Here is a 21255-nt window from a genome sequence, read left to right as displayed (position 1 = left end):
CCTTCGCAGCGTTTGCGCGACCTATTCCTCAAAGCGACTCGTGGCGTCACGATCACGCTCGTAGCGTCTCTTGAGCGGAAACTGCGGCAACCAGGACTCGCGACGGATGATCCAGCTTTCGTAGGTTGGCACCAGTTGGTCAGGGGCGTCCAGGGATCCCAGGTTCACTTCGATTTCGTCTGCGGTGCGTCCGAAAACTGTCGAGCCGCAGCGGGGACAGAAAAACCGCCCGGCGTAGTCGCGCGTCTCGCCTTCGATCGTCACCGCATCCTGAGGGAACACCGCGGAAGCGTGAAAAAGGGCCCCATGATGCTTGCGGCAGTCGAGACAGTGACAAAGTCCGACCCGGTATGGGAGTCCCGACGCCACAATCCGGACGTTGCCGCACAGGCAACCGCCAGTGAATCGGTCCATGCTGCGTCTCCTCCAAAATCAAGCCGTCGGAAATGGCTACAACGAACGGCACTGTCATTGCAATTGCCCCGCTGCGGGCGGGGGACGCGTCGTCTTCCGTAGCGGGCGACAGATAGGTCGCTCGTTGCAGTCGCAAGCCGTTTGGGAGCGTCGGCTTATTGGGACGAAGCGGCCTTTTCGCTCTTGACAAATATACTCGTCAACGGCATTGACAGGAAAGCTTGTCAAGGTGAGGGCTGCATGTTCGATATCGAAGTCATAGATCGGCCGAGCGCCGCCGCCGCCGCGTTGGAGCCCGTTCGGAGTCAGCTCCTCTCAGAACTGCGGGAGCCCGCCTCGGCCGCTGCCCTCGCCACACGCCTCGGCCTCAAGCGGCAGAAGATCAATTATCACCTGCATGCTTTGGAGGAGCACGGGCTTGTCCAAGTGGCAGACACGCGCAAGTGGGGTGGCCTGACCGAGCGGCTCATGGTGGCGAGCGCCACAAGCTATGTCGTCTCGACGAGCGCGCTGGGTCCGGTCGGCGCCGATCCGGACCGCACCGCCGACCGGCTGTCGGCGAGCTACCTCATCGCGCTCGGCGCTCGGCTGGTGCGGGAGATCGGGGCTCTTCAGCGCGCCGCCACGGATGCCGGCAAGCGCCTGGCGACCTTGGCGATCGACACCGAAATCCGCTTCCGCTCCGCCGCCGACCGCGCCTCGTTCACGCGTGAATTGACTGAGGCCATCACCACGCTCGCGGCACGCTATCACGACGAAACTGCGCCGCAGGGACGGTCCCATCGCCTTGTCGTAGCGGCGCATCCATCACCAGCCAATCCGCAAGGAAAGGACTTTCAATGCCAGTAAGAAAAGATGCTGCCGGCAACCGCTCGGTCGAGGCGCAAGTCGATGTCACCGGTACACCGCAGGACGTCTGGAACGCGATCGCAACGGGACCTGGAATATCTCAATGGTTCGTGCCGAGCGAACTCGAAGGCCGCATCGGAGGAACCGCCGTTTCGCATTTCGCTGCCGATGGAAGCATGGATTCAGTCGCCACCATCACAGCTTGGGAGCCGCCCAAGCGGTTTCTCGCCGAAGCACCCGGCGAGCAGGGAACGGTAGCGACGGAATGGACCGTCGAGGCAAAGTCCGGCGGCCTTTGCACCGTTCGCGTTGTCCATCGCTGGTTCGCGACTTCCGATGATTGGGATGATCAGTTCGAGGCCCACAGCTACGGGTGGATCTCTTTCTTCCGCTTGCTCCGCCTCTACCTCACGCATTTTCCCGGGCAGCACGGCTCGGCTTTTCAGCTCTTGGTCTCCTCCTCTGAACCTTTAGCCGATGCATGGCGAAAGCTGGTTGAACCCTTGGGCCTAGCGAATGCGACTGAACAACGGCGCGTGGCTTCGGACACGCAGGCATTCGAGGGTGCCGTCGAACGAACAGGGCCGCAAGATCATCCCGAGCTTGTGGTCCGGCTGGACCACCCCGCGCCCGGCTTCGCGCACCTCTTCGCCTTGCCGATGGGCGGGATGACATACCTGTCCGTGCGGTTCTTCCTCTTTGGCGACGATGCAGCAACCATTGCAAAACGGGAGGAGCCAAAGTGGCGAACCTGGCTTGAAAAGCATTTCCCAACTCCCGCGGAGTAGCGCTCCAGCGGAAACGTAGTTGTCAGTTTCATCAACGCTGGGCGCCATTAATCTACCCTACAGCACGCCCGAACGGCATGGCGGCCGACGAAGCTTTGCGAGCTACGACTGCCGTCTTCGGGCGGGCAGGCCGCTGTGGTGCTTCTGCGCAGTCTGCTCCACTCCTGCAAGCAGATCGAACAGCCATGCCACACCCGCATCCATCATCGCGACCTTGGGAGCGACGGCGTTGAGCCGGAAGCCGGGCAGCGGCAATGGGGCATCGAGGCTCAGGACACCGAAACGCGCCGCATGCATGGTGACGAACCGCCGCGGCAGGGCCGAGATGAGGTCGGTCTCGGCGATGACCGCAAGCGCGAACATGAAGTTCGGAACAGTCAACGCAATCCGTCGCGCCCGGCCCAGCTTCGCCAGTTGTTCATCCACGAAGCCATAAGGATCGCCGCTGTGCGAGATGACCAGATGCTGCATGTCGCAGTATCGGTCCAGGGTCGGATCACGCGCGAACGGATGTCCAAGGCGCATGGCAATTACAAAGTCTTCTTCGTAGATGCAGCGCTTTTCGAAGCGAGGCGGGATGTCATCGGACGGAATGATCGCGATGTCGATGGCGTGCGCCTCGAGATCGGCAATCGCGTTCCGCCAGACGCGGACTGGCGAGGGCAGGATCTGACGCACGCCGACGTCGATGCGTGGCGCAATCCGGCTGAGTTCGGCGAGAAGCGGGCGCAGGATCACGGCTGAGACACCGTCCGGCGCGCCGATTGCGAACCGGCGCATCGCCGTCGAGGGGTCGAAGGGCGCGGCAGTCGCCATGACGCTGCGCACGCGCGCCAGAACGTCGGCGATCGGCGCGGCCAGTTCCATCGCACGCGCCGTCGGCACGACGCCCTTGGGCGTTCTTAGGAACAGCGGATCATTGAGGAGCCGGCGCAGCCGACCGAGCCCGTGACTGACAGCCGATGGCGTTAGATTAAGCCGGTCCGCCGCTCGGCCCACGTGGCCCTCTTCGAGCACGGCCTCGAAGAGGACGAGGAGATTGAGATCGGTGCGCGAAAGGTCAATTTCGTTCAGCATATTCCTGAAATCATATCACTGGCTTCATCGAGATCAACGTGAAATTTTGCCGGATGGCATCCGGCCGAAGCTGTCCTTCCGGCCGCTGCACAGGCTTTTGAGGCCCTGACGGAAATGCCGGCGGTTGAAGGATCTGAGATCGCATCGGCTCGACGGATGTCAGCGGGCTGCGGCTGCGGATCGGTACAAACATAGGAGAAATTTCTCATGCCAGTTTCACGACGTTCAGCACTCGCTGCAGCAGGCGCCGGTCTCGCGTCGCTTGGGATCACGAAAGCCATAAGCGACTCTGCCCTTGCCCATCAGGTCTCCATCGCCGACGAGGAGGTTGCCACGGTCATCAGGCAGACCGCGGAAGCCAACTCAGCGCTGATGCGCGGCGACATCGCACGTTACCGTGCCTTGAATACGCTCACCGATGACTTCACGCTGATGTCGCCTTTCGGCGGAACGCCGACGCGCGGCGTGGACATGACGAGCGAGCACTGGGAGGCAATGGGGCGTTTCTTCAAGAACGGCACGCTGGAACAAGAGCTCGTCCAAGCCTACGGCTCGGCCGACATGGTGGTTCTCGCGGTCATCGAACGCGGCCGCGGCGAGGTCGGAGGTCTGCCGACCCAGGACTGGCCGCTGCGCGTCACTTTGGTCTATCGCCGCGAAGGATCCGAATGGCGGCTAGTCTAGCGCACCGGCACGCAGACCCGCTCGTCCGGGGCATCGGCCTGGAGCAGGCGGCCGCGCTGGCCCGCTGAGCCGCCGCTGAAGGTCCACGCCGGACCAGCGTTGCAATCTCCCAACGCTCTCTCCGCGTCCTGTTTCAGGCGGCGGTTTCGACCGGCAGGCCGGCGGCTTTCCATTCGGGATAGCCGTCCTCGAGCCGACGCACGAGATAGCCCCGCTCCCGCAAGGCGGCGACTGCTTCGAACGACAGAACGCAGTAGGGGCCGCGGCAATAGGCGATCACTTCCCGATCCGCCTCTAGCTCGCCCAAGCGGCGCTCCAGCTCGGCCAGCGGGATGTTGAGGGCGCCTGGAAGATGCCCGACCGCAAACTCATCCTCGGGCCGCACGTCGAGAACCGTGACCATGCCGTCATGCAGCCTCGAGACGAGGTCGTCTCGCGACACCGGCTCCATCGCATCGCGAGCCCGGAAGTAGTCGGCCATGACGCGGCCGATTTCGGCCATGTTTCGCTCGCCGACGCGACCGAGCGCCTTGATCAGGGCCACCACCTCGGCGTCGCCGGCGAGGCGATAGAGCACGTTCTTGCCGCGGCGCTGCGTCTCGACGAGGCGCGCCCGCCGCAGGATCTGCAGGTGGCGCGACGTGTTGGCGAAACTCAGATGAGCTCGCACCGAGAGGTCCTCGACGCTGCGCACCCCTTGCGCCAGGTGCTCCAGAAGCTCGAGCCGATGCGGATGGCCGAGCGCCTGAGCCACTTCGGCAAGGCTCGCGTAGATCGCCTGTTTCGGTCCGGTGCTTGACACGGCTTCTCCTCAGTGAAACATTCAGCGGAGTGATTGAACGTTTCTACCCCTTCATAGCGAGGCGCGCAAGACCATGATCCCTCGCCAGTTCCTTCACCCCGATCCAGTCGGCGTTTCCTACCTGTTCGGCTGCGGCAACGAGGCCCTCCGGATCGAGGACGAAGCCGCGTTCATCCGCTTCATGCTCGCCGAGATTCCGCCGGCTCCGCCCGAGGCCGCGGCACTCCGCGCCGCCAATTCCGCCCTGGCTGCGGCAGCGGCCTGAGCCATGGACGAAGCGGCATCGGTTCCCGTCAGGCTCGGCCTCAGGGAGAACTGGCCGCAATTCGCGCTGCTCGTCGTGATCAACGCCTTTGTCGGCGGCATGGTCGGGATAGAACGAACGGTGGTGCCGCTGATCGGATCGGAGGAGTTCCACGTCACCTCGACGACACTCATCGTCTCCTTCATCGTCAGCTTCGGCGTCATCAAGGCGCTCGCCAATCTGGTCTCGGGCCAGCTTGCCGATGCGTGGGGCCGCAAGCGCGTGCTCGTTTTGGGATGGCTGGTCGGCCTGCCGGTGCCGTTCATGATCATCTGGGCGCCGACCTGGGAATGGGTGATTGCGGCCAACGCATTGCTCGGCATCAACCAGGGCCTCGCCTGGTCGATGACAGTGATCATGAAAGTCGATCTCGTCGGGCCGAAATCGCGCGGCCTTGCCGTCGGTCTCAACGAGTTCGCCGGCTATCTCGCCGTCGGGGTGACGGCGTTGCTGACCGGCTATCTCGCTTCGCAATACGGGCTTCGGCCAGTGCCGATCTATCTCGGCATCAGCTATGCGGTCCTCGGTGCCGCACTGTCGATCCTGCTCGTGCGCGACACGCGGGCCCACGTTCGGCTGGAGGCGTCATCCCACGCGCAGCAGCCTGCGCCGATCAGCTTTCGGCAGGTCTTCGCGCTCACCTCGTTCGGGGATCGCAACCTGTTCGCCGCCTCGCAGGCCGGCCTCGTCAACAATCTCAACGACGGCATGAGCTGGGGCATTTTCCCGTTGTTCTTCGCTTCCTTCGGTCTCGGTATCGAGCGCATCGGCATCCTCAAGGCGATCTATCCCGCGACATGGGGTGTTTTGCAGATCGCCACGGGTCCCCTAAGCGATCGCTGGGGACGCAAAGGCCTGATCGTCGCCGGCATGTGGGTTCAGGCCGCCGGTCTGTTTGTCACCGCGGCGACGCGCCAGTTCGACTGGTGGATCGTCGGCAGCCTTCTGCTGGGCCTCGGCACGGCGATGGTCTACCCGAGCTTGATCGCAGCCGTCTCCGATGCCTCGCATCCGACCTGGCGCGCCCGCTCACTCAGCGTCTACCGGTTCTGGCGGGATCTCGGCTACGCGATCGGTGCGCTCTCCGCCGGCCTTATCGCCGACAGCTTCGGGCTGTCATCGGCGATCGCATCGATCGCCGCGCTGACGTTTCTCTCAGGGGCAGTCGTCGCTGTCGTGATGCGAGAGACGGTCTAGCTGGCTCATGGCTCCGAAAATCGAAATCGATTTTCGCAAAGAAATGGCACCGCCGATTGTTGCGTTATAGGGCCTGTCGCGCCGGCGGCTCTTTCGCCGCTGCGGCTTCCTCTGGACTGAGGGCGCCCGGCCGGAGCTTGAACAGAATCAGCAGCGGCCCGGCGACGAAGATGGAGGAATAGGTCCCGGCGAGGATGCCGAAGATCATCGCGATCGTGAAGGACTGGATGACCTCGCCGCCCCAGATCGAAAGCGCCGCCAGCGCAAACAGCGTGGTCACGCCGGTCAGGACCGTTCGCGCCAGCGTCTGGTTCATCGAGAGATCGAGCAGCTCGGCAATCGGCATCCTTTTATAGCGGCGCAGGTTCTCGCGGACCCGGTCATAGACAACAACCGTATCGTTGATGGAGTAGCCGACAATGGTCAGGATCGCGGCTATCGAGGTCAAATTGAACTCTATGCCGGCGACGACATAGAAGCCGACCATCAGGATCACGTCGTGGAACGTCGAAATAATGGCGCCGAGCCCGAACTGCCACTCGAACCTGATCCAGATATAGACGAGCATCGCCAGCAGCGAGGCGAGCACGCCCATTGTGCCGTTGAACGCGAGTTCGGACGACACTGTCGGACCGACTACCTCGATGCGGCGGAACTCGTAGTCGGTTTCAAGCGCGCTTCTTACTTTTTCAACGGCGGACTGTTCGGCAATGTCGCCGCCCCCCTGGGTGCCGATGCGGATCAACACGTCGCGGGCCGAGCCGAACTCCTGCACCTGCACCTCACCCAGTTCGAGGCCCGTCAGCCGCTCACGGATGTCGCCAATGTCGGCCTGCTGGCCCTTTGCCTGCACCTCGATGCTCGAACCGCCGCGGAAGTCGATGCCGTAGTTCATGCCGACTGTGAAGAACAGCACGGCCGAAGCGATCGACAACAGCAGGGACAGCGTAAAGGCATATTTTCGGAATGCCATGAACGGCACGCGCGTGTCGTCGGGCACCAGCCGCATGACACCGCTGGGCATGGTTTTCGGCCGCTGCCGGCGAAGCCAGAACGCGACCAGCCAGCGCGTCAGCGTGAAGGCCGTGAACACGGTGGTGACGATGCCGATGGCGAGGGTGACGGCAAACCCCTTGATCGGCCCCGAGCCGAGGAAGAACAGGATGACGGCGGCAATCAGCGTCGTCACATTGGCGTCGACGACGGTCGCCAGCGCCTGTCTGAACCCGGAATCCATCGACTGAACTATCGAGCGCCCTTGGCGGTTCTCTTCGCGGACGCGCTCGAAGATGATGACGTTGGAATCGACCGCCATGCCCATCGTCAGCACGATGCCGGCGATGCCAGGCAGCGTCAGCGTTGCCCCAAGCACGGATAGGATGGCGATGATCAGTGCGACGTTGGCAAGGAGCGCGATATTCGCGATCAGTCCCAGCTTCCCATAGGCGAACAGCATGAAGCCGACGACGAGGATCCCTGCGATGATCGACGCGAACTGGCCCGCCTCGATCGAATCGCTGCCGAGGCTCGGACCCACGGTGCGTTCCTCGACGATGGTGAGGTCGGCAGGCAGTGCGCCGGCGCGCAGCAGGACCGCAAGGTCGTTCGCGCTTTCCACCGTGAAACTGCCGGATATCTGCCCGGTGCCGCCCAGGATCGGTTCGCGGATCTGGGGCGCGGAGATCACCTCGTCGTCGAGGATGATCGCGAACAGGCGCCCGACATTGGCCTGAGTAGCCTGGCCGAAGCGTGTGGCGCCGCGGCTGTCGAAGCGAAACGAGACCACCGGCTCGTTGGTTCGCTGGTCGAACGTTGCCTGCGCATCGACGAGGTTTTCGCCGGAGACGATGATCCGGTTCTCGATCAGATGGGGAACCCGCGGCTCGTCCGTCGAATACATCACCGTCGAGCCCGCCGGTGGGCGGCCTGAGATCGCCTCCTCGACCGGAATCGACTGGTCGACCATCTGGAAGGTCAGCTTGGCGGTCTGTCCGAGAATATCCTTCAGCCGCTGCGGATCCTGCAGGCCCGGCACCTGGACCATGATGCGGTCCGATCCCTGGCGCTGGATGATCGGCTCGGTCGTGCCCAATTCGTTGACGCGCCGGCCCACCACCTCGATCGATTGTGTCAGCGCTGCGGCGATCCGGTAATCGATCCCGGCTTCGGTCAGCGTAAAACGCAGCAGGCCAGGTTCCGGCTCGGCCATCTCCATCTCGGTCACCGAACCGCTCATGAAAAGGCCGGTCGAGATCGGCTGCGTCAACCTTTCGAGCGCGGTCTTCGCAGCTTCGATCTGGCCTTGGTCGCGAATGCGGACCTGGATGGAATTGGCGGTGCCGGTAAGCCCGGTATAGCCGATCTGGGCATCGCGCAGTGATGTGCGGACCTCGTCGCGTGCCGATTCGAGACGTTCGTTGGCGAGGTCCTGCCGATCGATCTGGAGCAGGATGTGCGAGCCGCCCTGCAGGTCGAGCCCCAGCGTCAGCTGCCGCTTTGGCAGCCAATTCGGCAGCGATGCCAGGGTGGAGGCGGGAACCAAATTGGGAGCTGCGTACAGGATACCGGCCAGGACTGTCAGCCAGATGAGAATGGTCTTCCAGCGCGAAAAATGCAGCATGTTCTTGTCCGTTCAGCCCATATCGGGCGCAAACCGCCTCCGACAAGAGCTTTGGCGTTCCGATCGGCGAGCAACTCGACGAGAGCCCGGGAACGCGATGTGAAAGTTTTGGGAGTGGGGGCCGCGGTCGCGCGGCCAGGATCATGCCGGGAGAAGCGGAGGCGCGCGCGCATCAAAGGCGCGGATCGGCGACAGTTTCGCCCGGTCCTCAGACCCTATACCAATCGGTGCGGCTGATGCGGTTTCGAGCGGCAGGCGCAAATCCGGGATAATGCAAAAGGGCTTGCCGTTTCCCGCAATGGCAGGCGTTCCCGTCTTGAAACGGGAAGTCGCAGCTGCAACACGGCGCGCAATGTCGCGGACAAGGATGGTCGCGACCGTTTTGGACGCAGCGAGCCTCATTTGCTCTTTAGCTACATTCTGTCCGACCTGGTCGGCTGTTGCCGCAGGAATGGTCCAGACCAAAAAGAGCAACGACGCGAGCAGCCGCAGACCAGCGCTCACGCTGAGCAGAACGCCGGGCCTAGCCCGTCTTCTTCGGCCGCTTCGTCTCATCTCATCGGTATGGCTCTCATACACTACGATTGATACGCTTTCGCCTTCGTTGCCTCAGTAAGCGGCAGGCCGCACTCTTTGTCTAACTACAGCACTTGCATTGGGAATTGAAGCGCACCTTTCACGGACTCAAAGGTCAAGTGTTGGCCGATGCGCTTCCCTTTTCGATGAAGTTGGACGTCGGCTTCATGGCGCTTCGCCCTCGGCCGGAAACAACGACAGCCAATACCGGGCGATGTCGTTGCGGCGCATGAAGGCGGCCTCCGGCCTGGACAGGACCGTCTCGATTATGCCTTCCAACGCCGCGGCCCGGTTGGGCTGGCCGGTCCATCGCGCATGGACGGCTATCGTCATCATGCGCCCACCTTCTTCCCTGGCTTCCCTGATCAGGAAGTCCAGATAGGCTTCGACGTTGTCGACGAAGTCCTTAGGCGTCACATAGCCGGGGCTGACCAGATAGCGGCTGTCGTTCAGGGTCTTGGAATAGGGGACGATCAGAAGGCGCCTGTTCTGTGCCGGCACGAAATACGGCAGGTCGTCGTTGCACGGATCCGAATCATACAGGAAGCCGCCTTCCTCGATCAGGAGGTCGCGGGTGTTGACGCTGGGAAAGGAACGGCTGTTCCAGCCGATCGGGCGCTCACCGAGCAGCTCGATGAACAGCGCAACGGCGCGCTGCAGATGGTCGCGCTCCTCGTCACGGCTCAGGGTCCATTGTTCGGTCCAGCGTAGGCCATGGCCGAGCAGATCGTGACGCGATTGGCGCAGCCATGCCGTCACCTCCGGGTTGCGCCGCAGCGCCTCGGCACAGCTTGAGATCGTGGCGTGGACGCCGTGTCGATCGAGCAGCCTGGCGATGCGCCAGATGCCGACGCGGCTGCCATACTCGAAATGCGTTTCGGTGCCGAGGTCGCGGATGCCGGCCGGCGCCGCCAACGGATATTCGCCCCAGTCATCGCTATGGCTGTCGCCCTCGAACAGCGAATATTCCGCCCCTTCCTCGTAGCAGACCACGAGATTGACTGCGACCAGATGTCCGTCCGGCCAGATGATCTGCGGCGGCCGACGGCCGTAGCCGACGAAATCGCGCGGCGGGCCATGGCGATGCTGGAGCTTCATGACAGTACAACTCCTGGCGGATTGCCGATCCGCATGTACAGTCAGCGAGATCGGGCTCGAAGGCCGGCGCGGAGAACAGCGAGCCCGATCAGATTTACCCTTGGATCCAGGATTTCGCCACAACCAGACTGCAGCAAACCGTACGTCAGTCCGCAGAAATCTGGATACGAGAATGCCGATCCCCCATGCCAGGCGACAATTTCGGGGCGAACCGTCCTTTGCCGGGCGCTTGTCTGGCCTGGAGCGGCATCAGTACGGCGTATGCATTGACGAAAGTCTGGAGGTGCTCAGCGGGCTGTCAGTCCGTGTGTGCGCCCAGGCGCCACAGCACTGACCGATTCCCGCTCGACCAGCGGGCATTCAAGCTTGGTGATGGGATAGCGGCCGCGGCCGGGCGGTGCAGGAACTTCCAATTGCTCGATCGCCCACTGCCCCATCGCCATATGCGGCAGGATCGACGTCGTCAAAGGCGGGAACAGATGGCGGGCGATTTCCTCGTCGTCATAGCCGACAACCGAAATATCCGCAGGGATGTGGAGGCCGGCTTCCTTCAGCGCTTCGTAGCAGCCGATCGCGGTGCGGTCGTTCTGGCAGAAGATCGCGGTCGGCCGGTTCTTGAGCGCCAGAAGCTTGACGGTCGCGGCGTAGCCGGCGCTCGCCGACCAGTCGCCCTCGACCACCAGCTCCGCATCGAACGGGATGTCGGCCGTCGCCAGCGCCCGGCGGTAGCCCTTCAGCCGATCCTGCGCCGCCTGCATCCACGGCTCGCCGGTGATGGTGGCGATGCGGCGGTGGCCATGGCTGATCAGGTGGCGGGTGGAACTCTGCCCGCCGGCGATTTCGCTCGGCACCACGGCGGGGAAGGCGTAGTCGGCGGTGTAGCAGTTGAGCAGGATGACCGGGATATCGAGGCCGTAGAGATAGTCGGGCGCGACGATCTCACGCGTGAAGATGGTCATGTAGATCAGCGCCGAAATACCCCGCTTGGTCAGTGCCGCAATCGCGCGCGGCTCCATCACGGAATCACCCAAAGTCTGCGCGACCAGCACGACATTGCCGGCATTCCACGAGGCCTGGCGCGCCCCTTCGATGGCGACGACCGCTTCGGGACTGGTCGCCAGTTGATCGACCGCGAAGCCGATCACCCCGTCCAGCCCCTCGAACGAGGCGATAGGGCTGCGAAGAGCAGAGAAGGCTGGTGGCGCATAGCCGAGGCCCCGCGCGGCCTCGATCACCCGTTCGCGGGTCTGCTGCGAGAGCCTTATGCCCGGCGTGTTGTTGAGGACGAACGAAACCGTTGCCTGCGAGCAGCCGGCGGCCCTGGCGATATCGGTCATTGTAACGCGCCCCTTGGGATTCTTGGCCGATGGCTTTCGGCGCCGGGAGGCTTCAAGGGGGGGATCGCGCAGATCCCTCGGTTCGCTCATGGCATTGTGTTCCAAATTCCCGGCTTGTCTAACCAGAGGTCGTCCTGGACGTCATTAACGACGGCAGGACGTCCAGCGGCGCTTCGCGTTTATAAAACAAGCACTCGATTAATCATTATTATCATCCTGGTAGGCGAATGGCTAGCAGCGCGGAGAGAGCAATATGCCGTCCTGACAAGATCGATTTCTTAGAACGGCGCGCAATTTCCAGCCCTTTAGACGGCTTGGTCGTGACGGAAGCCTCCCTTTCCAATCAAGAGACTAATACTATTTACTAATAGGCGTAAGCGTTCTAATGTCAATTTGTACATGCCCGGCTCGGGACCGAACGGGCCATGGCGGCAAGCAAGCGTGCTGCGCGGTATCAGTGGCACTCGGGCCGCAGAGCAGCGCCGCTCAATTACTGAAATGTCAGACAAATCGGACTATTTACGAACAGCCAATGAGTCTCTAAAGTCCAAAATCGCGGCTGGAATGGCGCCGTTCTTTCGCTGCCAGCACCCCTTGAGGAGGCGTCCAAGCCGCATTCGACAAAGTTCAGATCAGCGAAAATGACTGGATCAAATGGGAGGTTGAACATGAAATCTGCGATACGAAATGCGTCCGTCGCTGCCGCGGCCCTGGCTCTCGGTCTGTCCATCACGGCAATTGCCCGTGCCCAGGATAAACCGACGCTGGCCTTCGTCGTCAACGGCGCCTCCGATTTCTGGAAGGCGGCCGAAGCCGGTGTCAAGAAGGCGCAGGCCGAACTGCCCGGCTACAATCTGGAGCTCAAATATCCGGAGCAGTCGTCGGTCGCCATCCAGCAGCGGCTGATGGACGATCTGGTGACGGCCGGCGTCAAGGCCATCATGGTATCGGCCGTCGATCCCAAGACCTCAACCGACGGGCTCAACAAGATCGCCTCGGAGACGGCGCTGTTCACCACCGACAGCGACGCGCCGCAGACCAAGCGTATCGCCTATATCGGCTCGTCCAATATCGATGCCGGCAAACAGGCGGCCGAGATCGCCAAGAAGGCGATGCCCGACGGCGGCAAATGCCTCGGCTTCGTCGGCTTGCTCGGCGCCGATAATGCCAAGGAGCGTATCGAGGGCATGAAGGAAGGGCTCGCCGGCACCAAGATCGAGCTGATCGACGTGCGTGGCGACGACATCGACCAGGCCCGCGCCAAGAAGAACGTCGAGGACGCGCTGGTCGCCAGCCCCGACGTCACCTGCATGGTCGGCTTCTATTCCTACAACACGCCGCGCATCTATGAAGCGCTGCGCGACGCCGGCAAGCTCGGCCAGATCACGGTCGTCGGCTTCGACGACGATCCGATCACGCTGGGCGGCGTCAAGGAAGGCACCGTTGCTGCCACCGTGGTGCAGCAGCCCTTCGAATGGGCCTATCAGGGCATGAAGCTGATGGCCGCCTATCTCGAGGGCGACAAATCGGGCATTCCGGAGAACGGCCTGATCATCATCCCGACCAAGATCATCGGCAAGGACGACGTCGACGCCTATGCCGCCAATCTGAAGGCAATGTCCGGCAATTAGGACGAAGGCAGTTGCGGCCGCGCGGGGGCCCCCCCGGGCCGGCGGCGCGCATTTACGCAACCCGCGCCGGGTGTGAGTCTGCCGCTGTGGGCCCCACGGCCCACCCGCGGGTGTGATGCGGGGTGTATTATTCCGACGCATCCATCGGCGTATCCACGACTGCCCCGTTCCTCAGTCTCGAGGGCGTGCGCAAGACCTATCCGGGCGTGGTCGCGCTGGATGGATTTTCGATGGAGGTCAGGCCTGGCGAGGTCATCGGCCTCGTCGGCGAAAACGGCGCCGGCAAGTCGACGCTGATGAAGATCCTCGGCGGCGTGACCACCCCCGATGCCGGCACGATCACCGTCGACGGCGTCGCCCACGACAGGCTGACGGTCGAAGCCAGCATCGGTTCCGGCATTGCCTTCGTTCATCAGGAACTCAACCTGTTCGAAAACCTCGACGTTGCCGCCAACATCTTTTTCGGCCGCGAGCCGTTGCACGCCGGCCCGCTCAAGCTGGTCGACCGCGCCAGGCTGCGCGCGCTGTCGGCGCCGCTGCTCAAGAGGGTGGGCGCCAATTTTTCGGCCGACACGCCGGTATCGACGCTGTCGCTTGCCCAGCAGCAGATGGTCGAAATCGCCAAGGCGCTCTCGATCGAGGCAAGGCTGGTCATCCTCGACGAGCCGACATCGAGCCTGCCCCTTGCCGAAACCGACAAGCTGCTCGACGTCATCAAGGCGCTGAAGGCTGAGGGGATCAGCGTCATCTTCATCTCACACCGTCTCCACGAGGTCGAGCGGGTCGCCGATCGCGTCGTCGTGCTGAGGGACGGCATGCTTGCCGGCACGCTGCCGAAGAGCGCCATCAATCACGACCAGATGGTCAAGCTGATGATCGGCCGCATGCTAAAGGAGCGGGAGAAGGCGGCAGAATCGGCGCGCCCGCCCGGCACCGTCGCTCTGTCCGCCAGGGCCGTTCGCACCAGCGCCTATCCAGACCGACCGGTCGATCTCGGCGTCAGGCATGGCGAAATCCTCGGCTTGGCGGGTCTTGTCGGCTCCGGCCGGACCGAACTGGCGCGCGTGCTCTTCGGCATTGAGAAGAGCCTTGGCGGTGCGCTCCAGCTTGATGGAAAAAATCTGATCCTTGGTTCGGCCGCCGACGCTGTGGCCAACGGGATCTTCCTCGTCCCGGAAGACCGCAAGCTGACCGGCATCCTGCTCGATCTGTCGATTGCCCAGAATATTTCGCTCCCCAATCTGCCGGCGCATGCCCGGCGGTTCCTGGTTTCTGCCGGCGCCGAAGCTGTCACTGCCGAGAAGCAGAAACGCAATCTCGGCATCAAGGCGCCGTCGGTGGCGACGCGCACCGGCACGTTGTCAGGCGGTAACCAGCAAAAGGTGGTGCTGGCCAAGTGGCTTGCCATGAACCCCAAGGTGATGATCCTCGACGAGCCGACGCGCGGCATCGACATCGGCGCCAAGGCCGAGATCTACGGGCTGATGCGCGCACTGGCCGATGCCGGTGTCGCGGTTCTGATGATCTCCAGCGACATGGAGGAGGTGATTGGCGTCTCTGACCGCATCGCTGTCATGCATGAGGGCCAGATCTCAGGCATTCTCGACAAGGAACAGTTCAGCCAGGAAAACGTGCTGCTGCTGGCCGTGGGCAAGCAGCCGAGATAGTTCGCGGGCATTGGGGAGAAGACGATGAGCAAGAAAGATCTCGGCCTGCTGATCCTGATCCTTGTGGTGGGAGCGGTGGTGGCGATCATCAATCCGCGCTTCCTGCTGCCGATCAATCTCGCCAACACATCGAACCTGATCGGTCTGTTCGGCATCCTGGCGATCGGCCAGGCGTTCGTCATCATCACCGGCGGCATCGAATTGTCGGTCGGCTCGGTGGTCGCGCTGCTCGGCGTCCTGTTCGTCGATTTCATCGCCACGCGCGGCATGGCATGGCCGGTGGCGCTGCCGCTGATCCTCCTGCTCGGCGGCATCATTGGGCTGGCGCATGGCTGGCTGATCACGCGGCTCAAATTGCAGCCCTTCGTGGTGACGCTGTGCGGCCTCTTGATCTATCGCGGCGTCGCGCGGTTCTACACAGCCGACGGCACGGCGGGTTTTGCTTTCGGGCAGAACTTTCCGGAGCTCGAATTCCTGACCGCGGGGCGATCCTATGGCGTGCCGAACAGCTTCATTGCGCTGATCGTCATCGCCATTGTGATGTGGGTGGTGCTGCATCGTTCGGTGTTCGGCCGCTATCTCTACGCCATCGGCAAGAACGAGGAAGCGGCGCAATATTCCGGGATACGCACCGGTCGCGTCGTCATGGCGGCCTATGTCATCTGCGGTGTGCTGACGGCGCTGTCGGCGATCTATTTCGCCATGTACACGCGCTCGATCTCACCGGCGAGCCATGGCCAGTTCTACGAACTCTATGCCATTGCCGCGGCAGTGCTCGGCGGCTTCTCGCTGCGCGGCGGCGAGGGCTCGCTGATCGGCGTCATCCTCGGCACGGTCCTGCTGCAGGAACTGCAAAACCTCGTCAACCTGCTCGGTATCCCCTCCTCCCTCAATTTCGCGGTGATGGGCGGGGTCATCCTCATCGGCGTGCTGGTCGACCAGCAATGGGGCGTGTTCCGGGAGCGGCGGCTGATGCTGGAGGCAACCCGCAAGGGCGCGGCTGGTGCGGCCGCGGAGTAGTGGCCGTCATTTGAGCTGTGTAGGGACAGGCGCCCGCGCTTTTTTGGAGGTCTGCGCTGCCCCTCATCCGCCTGCCGGCACCTTCTCCCCGTAAACGGGGAGAAGCCCGCTGGCCGCATCGTTGGTGCCCATTCTACAACGCCTGCGATTGGCGAAAGCCTTGATGAGAGCGTCCTTCTCCCCGTTTACGGGGAGAAGATGGCGGCAGCCAGATGAGGGGCGGAGCCGACTTTGCCGAGATAAGCACGCCCAAGCCGTCATTTCAGCCCAAGCCTCACCTGAAGACTAGACCAGCCCGGACATATCCGAAAATGCCATCGCCTTGCGCAGCACATCGGCAAAGCGCTCGCCGGCCGCCTCGCGTGGGCCGCTGTTGTCGATCGAGGTGACGCCCGGCCCGGACAACGCCACATTGGCGCTGCGCGCCAGCCGCGCCAGCACTTCGCCGCGCGACTCGCGGCCGCGCATCGCCAGCCGCTCGGCCAGGATTTCCGGCGAAGCGGTGATCTCGACGACAGCCAGATTGGCATAGCGATCACGCAGCGCCGGGATGATGGCGCGGGAGACATTGGCGATGGCGACGCGGCCATTGGCCACCGACCAGTCGACTTCAGCCGGAATGCCGTAACGCAGGCCATGCGCCTCCCACGAGATGGCGAAGGCGCCGTCCGCTTCGGCCTCGACGAAGGCCGCATCGGCCAGCGTGTCGTGATCCTCGCTTGCCGTGTCGCTCGGCCGGGTGATGACCCGGCGGACGAACTCCAGCCGGGTCTCGTCGGCAAACAGCGACCTGGCATAGCCGATCACCGTGTCCTTGCCGGCGCCGCTCGGGCCCACTACGGCGACGAAGACCCCGTCGCGGATCGGAAACGCCGCGGCGGACAATTCACGCTCGATCAACGCCGACACCATCATGCGACCCGCCGTCCCTGCCGCCAGACCGTGCGGACAACCGGGACATGGTCGTCGAGACGTACGCGAACCAAGTCGGCGCGCCGGCCCCGCTCGACGACGCCACGGTCGGCGAGGCCGACCGCCTCGGCCGGGTTCTTCGAAACCATGGCCACCGCCTGCGGCAGGGAAATGCCGTCGACTACGTCGCCGAGGAAAAAGGCCGACTGGATCAGGCTGAAGGGAATGTAGTCGGACGACAATATGTCGAGCAAGCCTTCGCCGGCGAGTGTCCGAGCCGAAACATTACCCGAATGCGAAGCACCGCGCATGACGTTCGGCGCGCCCATCAGCACGCCGAGCCCTGCCTCCTTCGAAGCTTTTGCGGCCTCCTTGGTGGTCGGGAACTCAGCGACGCGGACACCCTGTTCGATCGCCTCATCGACATGGCCTGTCGTGGCGTCGTCATGGCTGGCCAGCACGATGCCGCGCTGGTGGCAGGCGGCAGCGATGAAGGCCCGGTTCGGCCCAGAATTCGTCGCCGACTCCGCCATCCGCTTCTCGCAAAATTGCTGGAATTCGCGGTCCGTCAGCTTCAGCTTGCGCTGGTAGTAGTAGGCATAGGTATCGAGGTCGACGAACTGGCGCTGTCCCGGCGCATGGTCCATCAGCGATGCCAGCTTGATCCTTTCATCGCCGTCGAAATGAGCGAAGGCGGCGAGGCAATCCGGCGCCGAAACCTCGCAGCGCAGATGGATGAAATGGTCGGCCCGCAACCGGTCCTGCTGGACGCTGTCCTCGATCGCATCGGCCAGCTTGCGCATGTCGGCCGAATTCATGTCGGCATCGTCGTCCATGCCGACGCGCAAGGCATCGAGCACGGTGGTGATGCCGGCAGTCGCCACCTGCGCGTCGTGGGCGAGAACGGCGGCGATCGGGTTCCAGCGCACCTTTGGCCGAGGCGCGTAGTGACCTTCGAGGTGGTCGGTATGAAGCTCGACCAGCCCGGGAATGATGAAATCGCCGCCCATGTCCTCGCCGGTCCGGCCGGCACCGGCGTCGATCCCGGTGATCAAGCCGTCGCGCAGCACGATCGAGCCTTCGACGATCTCGTCGGCAAGTACAATGCGGGCATTGTTGAGAACGGTCTCGACGGTCATTTCAGGCAGTCCTTGGAGCATTTTGCAGCCAATTGGAATCACTGATTGGGGTGATTGGCGTCGCACAAATGCGGTTAAAACAAATAGTCATTTCAGGCAGTTTTTCTGGCCGGGCGGCGCCCGAGCGCGTGATGGGAAAGCACCATGAACGGGGCGCCAGGTTCGGTTTCGACAAACAGGGTCAGCGCGTCCACCGGCACCGGCCGCTGCAGGACCTGCGCAAACAGGCTGTCGATCGCTAAGCGAAGACGAGGGCTTTCCTGTGACGAGGCACGGCCGGACAGCGTCATATGGAACCGGAAGGTCTCGAAGACATAGGGGTAGCCCCACTGGCAGAGATTGCGGAATTCATCCGGCTTCAGCGAATCAGGGCTGCGCCGTTCGATCTCAGCCTCGCTCAGCGGCGCGCGAAAACGGTCGAAGTCGCGCACGACGTCGTCGGCGAAGCGGTTGAGCGCCGGCCGCGGTCCTTCCGGCACCAGAGCGAAGAAGCCGTCGATCTGGCTGACGACCAGGCGCGGGATCATCACCACCGGCGTCGCCTCGGCAAAATTGTCTAGCGCCGCGCGAAGCGCGGCTTCCGTCTCGTTCGAGGCCAGCCGGAAGGGCGCCTTCAGCGTCGCATGAAAGCCGTAGCGGCGCGCCGAAGCGGTATGGAAGGCGACTTCCGCCGCCGACAGCTCGCCCACGGCCTCGATCGGCCTCGTAGCGGCGCCGAACGGGTCGCGGCCGAGCCAGTTGGCGGCGATCCGCGCCAGCGGTTCGTCTTGCCGGGGGGTGAAATAGATAGCGTAGCGCATCGAAAGTCCTCGTCAACTCCCGCTGCCATAGGCGATTTGCATGACGAAATGACGAAGCTGATGATCGCTCCTGATAACAAAGTTGTTCAGGCGGGTCATTAGCCGACGATTTTTTCGCCTTGGGCCAGTTTGCCGACCCGGACGGGCAATATGATCAGGCCTTCATCAGCCATTCGTGCTCGGGCGCGTTGTGGAATTTCCACGTCCGCTTCGGCCCGGCCATGACATTGAGGTAGTAGAGGTCATAACCATGGCAGGCGGCGCAAGGATGGTAGCCCTTTGGCACCAGCACGACATCGCCGTCCTCGATCGCCATCGCCTCGTCGAGCGAACGAGCGCCATTCCGGTCGGCATCGGTGTAGACGCGCTGGAAGGCAAAGCCCTGCGGCGGGTTGAGCCGGTGATAGTAGGTTTCCTCAAGATAGGATTCGGCCGGCAGATTGTCCTGGTCATGCTTGTGCGGCGGATAGCTCGAGGTGTGGCCGCCCGGCGTGATGACCTCGACCACCAGCAATGAGTCGGCCGGCTTGCCCTCCGGCAGGATGTTGGTGACATAGCGTGTGTTGGTGCCCTTGCCGCGAACCTCCTGGCCGAGATCTTTCGGCGCAATGACGCGGACCGGCAGGCCGCCGCCAAGTCCGGGCGCCGAGCAGACGGCGAGTTCGAGATCGGTGTCGGCGCTCACCGACCAGTCAGAGCCCTGCGGCACATAGACAGACCACGGCTTGCCCTCGAAGGGCGACATGCGTTCGCCGAGCAGGCCGAGATCCTTGCCGCCGGCCGTCGCCTTGCCCTTGCCGGTGACGAACACCAGGCAGACTTCACGGTTCGCGGTTTGTCCGGAGGTTGTTTCTCCTGCCCGCAGCCGATGCAGATCGAAACCGACATAGGTCCAGCCGGCATTTTGCGGCGTCACATGGGCGACGCGGCCATGGCCCTTATCGGCTTTAACCAGCAGTTTCGACATCGCGCTTCATTCCTTTGGTTCGGTATCGGCCGAATCCTTGCCGCCGTCGGCCGGCTTGTAGAGATAGAAGAACTGCCAGACGGCATAGCCGGCGAAGCCGAGCGCGATCGTGCCCCAGAACGGCGCGCCGGTGGCAAACTCGACCACGGACCAGCCCAGGCAGACCGCGACGATGGCAACGCGCCGCCACAGTGGCCGGAAGAACGGATGCTCGGAGTCCTTCATCGGATCAGCCCACGCATCGGATCAGCCCGTCGCCGGAGATACTGCATTCAAGCATTGGGGAAGCCCTGTGTTTCAACCGTGTAGCCGGCAGCAATCATCACCCGCATCAACTCCTTGTAGCCGACTTGCGCCATCTTGAGCGGGGGATTCTTCTTCGGGTCCTGCTCGGCTTCGACCACGAACCAGCCTTCATAGCCGTAGTTCGCCAGCCTTTCCACGATGACGCCAAAATCCAGCGAGCCGTCTCCCGGCACCGTGAAGGCGCCAAGCGCCACGGCATCGAGGAAGGATTGCTTGTTGCGATCCAGTTTTTCGATCACCCCCATGCGCACATCCTTCACATGGACATGGTTGATGCGCCGGTGATGGTTGTCGATGGCGCGCAGCACGTCACCGCCGGCAAAGGCCAGATGGCCGGCATCGAGCAGCAAGGGGATGCCTTCTCCCGAGTAGCGCATGAAGGCATCGAGCTCCGGTGCCGTTTCGACCACCGCCGCCATATGATGGTGATAGGACAGCGGCATGCCCTGCTCGGCGCACCATTCGCCGAACTCGGTGAGGCGCCTCGCATAGACTTTCATCTCGTCGTCGGAAAGCCTGGGCTTGGTGGCGAGCGGTTTCGAGCGATCGCCTTGGATGGAGCGGCCGACCTCGCCATAGACGATACAAGGCGCGTTCACCGCCTTGAACAGATCGATCATCGGCTGGATGCGATCCTTGTTCTTCGCAATCTCTTCGTCGACCAGCGTCCCGGAGAACCAGCCGCCGCAAAGCGTCACGTCGGCCTCTTTCAGGATCGGCAGCATGATCTCCGGGTCACTGGGAAAACGGCGGCCCATTTCCATGCCGGTGAAGCCCGCCGATCGCGACTGGCGCAAGCACTCTTCCAGCGACACGTCATCACTGAGTTCCGCAAGATCGTCGTTCCACCATGCAATGGGGGACATGCCCAGTTTGGCTTTCAAATCGTCACTCCAATGTCAGTTTGTGTCCACCCTCCCCCTTGTGGGGAGGGTCGCTGCGAAGCAGCGGGGTGGGGGGCGGCGCCGGCCCCCCCCCCCGCGCCGCGCTGCGCCCACCCCCCACCGGGGGGGTTGGGGGCGGGGCGCGCCCGCCGACCTGACCACAGAGGGGCGAATGGCGCGGGT

The 21255-nt window shown here is 63.2% G+C and carries 22 protein-coding genes; 8 read left to right on the top strand and 14 right to left on the bottom strand.

The genetic code is table 11. The features are described from left to right. Positions 1-21: 21 nt before the first annotated feature. The gene (locus NKH12_RS22305) at positions 22-414 is read right to left on the bottom strand and encodes a GFA family protein (protein WP_352955116.1); all 393 of its coding nucleotides are present in this window, start codon (positions 412-414) and stop codon (positions 22-24) included. Between the two features lie 240 nt (positions 415-654). Here NKH12_RS22305 and NKH12_RS22300 point away from each other — a divergent pair, with 240 nt between their 5' ends. Beyond that, positions 655-1263 (top strand): ArsR/SmtB family transcription factor, encoded by a 609-nt coding sequence (locus NKH12_RS22300; RefSeq protein WP_352955115.1) that lies wholly within the window; start codon positions 655-657, stop codon positions 1261-1263. After that, the gene (locus NKH12_RS22295) at positions 1254-2051 is read left to right on the top strand and encodes an SRPBCC family protein (RefSeq protein WP_352955114.1); all 798 of its coding nucleotides are present in this window, start codon (positions 1254-1256) and stop codon (positions 2049-2051) included. Before NKH12_RS22300 ends, NKH12_RS22295 begins: the two co-directional genes overlap by 10 nt. 102 nt (positions 2052-2153) lie before the next feature. On the opposite strand, the gene NKH12_RS22290 is transcribed toward NKH12_RS22295, so the two are convergent. Continuing rightward, entirely contained in the window at positions 2154-3128 is a 975-nt protein-coding gene (locus NKH12_RS22290; RefSeq protein WP_352955113.1) for a LysR family transcriptional regulator, read from the bottom strand. After that, entirely contained in the window at positions 3122-3337 is a 216-nt protein-coding gene (locus NKH12_RS22285) for a hypothetical protein (protein WP_352955112.1), read from the bottom strand. The genes NKH12_RS22290 and NKH12_RS22285 overlap by 7 nt, the downstream gene beginning before the upstream one ends. On the opposite strand from NKH12_RS22285, the gene NKH12_RS22280 reads away from it, so the two are divergent. Then, positions 3336-3812: a YybH family protein gene (locus NKH12_RS22280; RefSeq protein ID WP_352955111.1), complete on the top strand. Its 477-nt coding sequence runs from the start codon at positions 3336-3338 to the stop codon at positions 3810-3812. The genes NKH12_RS22285 and NKH12_RS22280 overlap by 2 nt on opposite strands. A gap of 133 nt (positions 3813-3945) precedes the next feature. On the opposite strand, the gene NKH12_RS22275 is transcribed toward NKH12_RS22280, so the two are convergent. Further along, positions 3946-4614, bottom strand: coding sequence for an ArsR/SmtB family transcription factor (locus NKH12_RS22275; RefSeq protein ID WP_352955110.1), 669 nt, complete (start codon positions 4612-4614; stop codon positions 3946-3948). A 73-nt stretch (positions 4615-4687) separates the two neighbouring features. Here NKH12_RS22275 and NKH12_RS22270 point away from each other — a divergent pair, with 73 nt between their 5' ends. Both NKH12_RS22270 and NKH12_RS22265 read left to right on the top strand, forming a co-directional pair. Further along, a complete protein-coding gene (locus NKH12_RS22270; RefSeq protein ID WP_352955109.1) occupies positions 4688-4879 on the top strand; it encodes a hypothetical protein in 192 nt (63 codons plus the stop codon). A gap of 3 nt (positions 4880-4882) precedes the next feature. After that, positions 4883-6115: an MFS transporter gene (locus NKH12_RS22265; protein ID WP_352955108.1), complete on the top strand. Its 1233-nt coding sequence runs from the start codon at positions 4883-4885 to the stop codon at positions 6113-6115. 64 nt (positions 6116-6179) lie between these two features. Here the strand turns inward: NKH12_RS22265 and secDF are convergent, their stop codons facing one another. From secDF to NKH12_RS22245, 4 genes are all read right to left on the bottom strand, one after another. Then, positions 6180-8735 (bottom strand): protein translocase subunit SecDF, encoded by a 2556-nt coding sequence (gene secDF, locus NKH12_RS22260; protein WP_352955107.1) that lies wholly within the window; start codon positions 8733-8735, stop codon positions 6180-6182. 141 nt (positions 8736-8876) lie between these two features. Further along, positions 8877-9239 (bottom strand): hypothetical protein, encoded by a 363-nt coding sequence (locus NKH12_RS22255; protein WP_352955106.1) that lies wholly within the window; start codon positions 9237-9239, stop codon positions 8877-8879. 237 nt (positions 9240-9476) lie between these two features. Then, positions 9477-10409, bottom strand: a complete 933-nt coding sequence (locus NKH12_RS22250) for a polysaccharide deacetylase family protein (protein WP_352955105.1) — start codon at positions 10407-10409, stop codon at positions 9477-9479. 287 nt (positions 10410-10696) lie between these two features. Then, positions 10697-11836, bottom strand: coding sequence for a LacI family DNA-binding transcriptional regulator (locus NKH12_RS22245; RefSeq protein WP_352955104.1), 1140 nt, complete (start codon positions 11834-11836; stop codon positions 10697-10699). 578 nt (positions 11837-12414) lie between these two features. On the opposite strand from NKH12_RS22245, the gene NKH12_RS22240 reads away from it, so the two are divergent. The 3 genes from NKH12_RS22240 (at position 12415) to NKH12_RS22230 (ending at position 16064) form a co-directional block, all read left to right on the top strand. Further along, positions 12415-13377: a sugar-binding protein gene (locus tag NKH12_RS22240; RefSeq protein ID WP_352955103.1), complete on the top strand. Its 963-nt coding sequence runs from the start codon at positions 12415-12417 to the stop codon at positions 13375-13377. Positions 13378-13499: 122 nt separating this feature from the next. Further along, entirely contained in the window at positions 13500-15044 is a 1545-nt protein-coding gene (locus tag NKH12_RS22235; protein ID WP_352955102.1) for a sugar ABC transporter ATP-binding protein, read from the top strand. A gap of 24 nt (positions 15045-15068) precedes the next feature. Next, positions 15069-16064 (top strand): ABC transporter permease, encoded by a 996-nt coding sequence (locus tag NKH12_RS22230; RefSeq protein WP_352955101.1) that lies wholly within the window; start codon positions 15069-15071, stop codon positions 16062-16064. Between the two features lie 285 nt (positions 16065-16349). Here the strand turns inward: NKH12_RS22230 and phnN are convergent, their stop codons facing one another. From phnN to iolE, 6 genes are all read right to left on the bottom strand, one after another. Next, complete coding sequence (gene phnN / locus NKH12_RS22225) at positions 16350-16979, bottom strand: phosphonate metabolism protein/1,5-bisphosphokinase (PRPP-forming) PhnN (RefSeq protein ID WP_352955100.1); 630 nt, start codon at positions 16977-16979, stop codon at positions 16350-16352. After that, a complete protein-coding gene (locus NKH12_RS22220; protein ID WP_352955099.1) occupies positions 16976-18115 on the bottom strand; it encodes an alpha-D-ribose 1-methylphosphonate 5-triphosphate diphosphatase in 1140 nt (379 codons plus the stop codon). Before NKH12_RS22220 ends, phnN begins: the two co-directional genes overlap by 4 nt. Before the next feature lie 92 nt (positions 18116-18207). After that, on the bottom strand, positions 18208-18915 hold the full coding sequence (locus NKH12_RS22215) for a DUF1045 domain-containing protein (protein ID WP_352955098.1): 708 nt from the start codon (positions 18913-18915) through the stop codon (positions 18208-18210). A gap of 154 nt (positions 18916-19069) precedes the next feature. Beyond that, on the bottom strand, positions 19070-19882 hold the full coding sequence (iolB, locus tag NKH12_RS22210; RefSeq protein ID WP_352955097.1) for a 5-deoxy-glucuronate isomerase: 813 nt from the start codon (positions 19880-19882) through the stop codon (positions 19070-19072). A 6-nt stretch (positions 19883-19888) separates the two neighbouring features. Continuing rightward, the gene (locus NKH12_RS22205; RefSeq protein ID WP_352955096.1) at positions 19889-20107 is read right to left on the bottom strand and encodes a DUF3329 domain-containing protein; all 219 of its coding nucleotides are present in this window, start codon (positions 20105-20107) and stop codon (positions 19889-19891) included. Between the two features lie 47 nt (positions 20108-20154). Further along, positions 20155-21072 carry a myo-inosose-2 dehydratase gene (iolE, locus tag NKH12_RS22200; RefSeq protein WP_352955095.1) on the bottom strand — a complete coding sequence of 306 codons (918 nt, stop codon included), beginning with the start codon at positions 21070-21072 and terminating at the stop codon, positions 20155-20157. Positions 21073-21255 lie beyond the last annotated feature (183 nt).

The organism is Mesorhizobium sp. M1322 (genome assembly GCF_040318085.1).
GTDB lineage: Bacteria > Pseudomonadota > Alphaproteobacteria > Rhizobiales > Rhizobiaceae > Mesorhizobium.
This window is presented reverse-complemented; position numbering and strand designations above follow the sequence as displayed.

What these genes read in the sequence shown, in the direction of transcription:
- NKH12_RS22305 (WP_352955116.1), bottom strand. Translation starts at nt 414, where the DNA reads ATGGACCGATTCACTGGCGGTTGCCTGTGCGGCAACGTCCGGATTGTG.
- NKH12_RS22300 (WP_352955115.1), top strand. Translation starts at nt 655, where the DNA reads ATGTTCGATATCGAAGTCATAGATCGGCCGAGCGCCGCCGCCGCCGCG.
- NKH12_RS22295 (WP_352955114.1), top strand. Translation starts at nt 1,254, where the DNA reads ATGCCAGTAAGAAAAGATGCTGCCGGCAACCGCTCGGTCGAGGCGCAA.
- NKH12_RS22290 (WP_352955113.1), bottom strand. Translation starts at nt 3,128, where the DNA reads ATGCTGAACGAAATTGACCTTTCGCGCACCGATCTCAATCTCCTCGTC.
- NKH12_RS22280 (WP_352955111.1), top strand. Translation starts at nt 3,336, where the DNA reads ATGCCAGTTTCACGACGTTCAGCACTCGCTGCAGCAGGCGCCGGTCTC.
- NKH12_RS22285 (WP_352955112.1), bottom strand. Translation starts at nt 3,337, where the DNA reads ATGAGAAATTTCTCCTATGTTTGTACCGATCCGCAGCCGCAGCCCGCT.
- NKH12_RS22270 (WP_352955109.1), top strand. Translation starts at nt 4,688, where the DNA reads ATGATCCCTCGCCAGTTCCTTCACCCCGATCCAGTCGGCGTTTCCTAC.
- NKH12_RS22265 (WP_352955108.1), top strand. Translation starts at nt 4,883, where the DNA reads ATGGACGAAGCGGCATCGGTTCCCGTCAGGCTCGGCCTCAGGGAGAAC.
- secDF (WP_352955107.1), bottom strand. Translation starts at nt 8,735, where the DNA reads ATGCTGCATTTTTCGCGCTGGAAGACCATTCTCATCTGGCTGACAGTC.
- NKH12_RS22250 (WP_352955105.1), bottom strand. Translation starts at nt 10,409, where the DNA reads ATGAAGCTCCAGCATCGCCATGGCCCGCCGCGCGATTTCGTCGGCTAC.
- NKH12_RS22245 (WP_352955104.1), bottom strand. Translation starts at nt 11,836, where the DNA reads ATGAGCGAACCGAGGGATCTGCGCGATCCCCCCCTTGAAGCCTCCCGG.
- NKH12_RS22240 (WP_352955103.1), top strand. Translation starts at nt 12,415, where the DNA reads ATGAAATCTGCGATACGAAATGCGTCCGTCGCTGCCGCGGCCCTGGCT.
- NKH12_RS22230 (WP_352955101.1), top strand. Translation starts at nt 15,069, where the DNA reads ATGAGCAAGAAAGATCTCGGCCTGCTGATCCTGATCCTTGTGGTGGGA.
- phnN (WP_352955100.1), bottom strand. Translation starts at nt 16,979, where the DNA reads ATGATGGTGTCGGCGTTGATCGAGCGTGAATTGTCCGCCGCGGCGTTT.
- NKH12_RS22220 (WP_352955099.1), bottom strand. Translation starts at nt 18,115, where the DNA reads ATGACCGTCGAGACCGTTCTCAACAATGCCCGCATTGTACTTGCCGAC.
- NKH12_RS22215 (WP_352955098.1), bottom strand. Translation starts at nt 18,915, where the DNA reads ATGCGCTACGCTATCTATTTCACCCCCCGGCAAGACGAACCGCTGGCG.
- iolB (WP_352955097.1), bottom strand. Translation starts at nt 19,882, where the DNA reads ATGTCGAAACTGCTGGTTAAAGCCGATAAGGGCCATGGCCGCGTCGCC.
- NKH12_RS22205 (WP_352955096.1), bottom strand. Translation starts at nt 20,107, where the DNA reads ATGAAGGACTCCGAGCATCCGTTCTTCCGGCCACTGTGGCGGCGCGTT.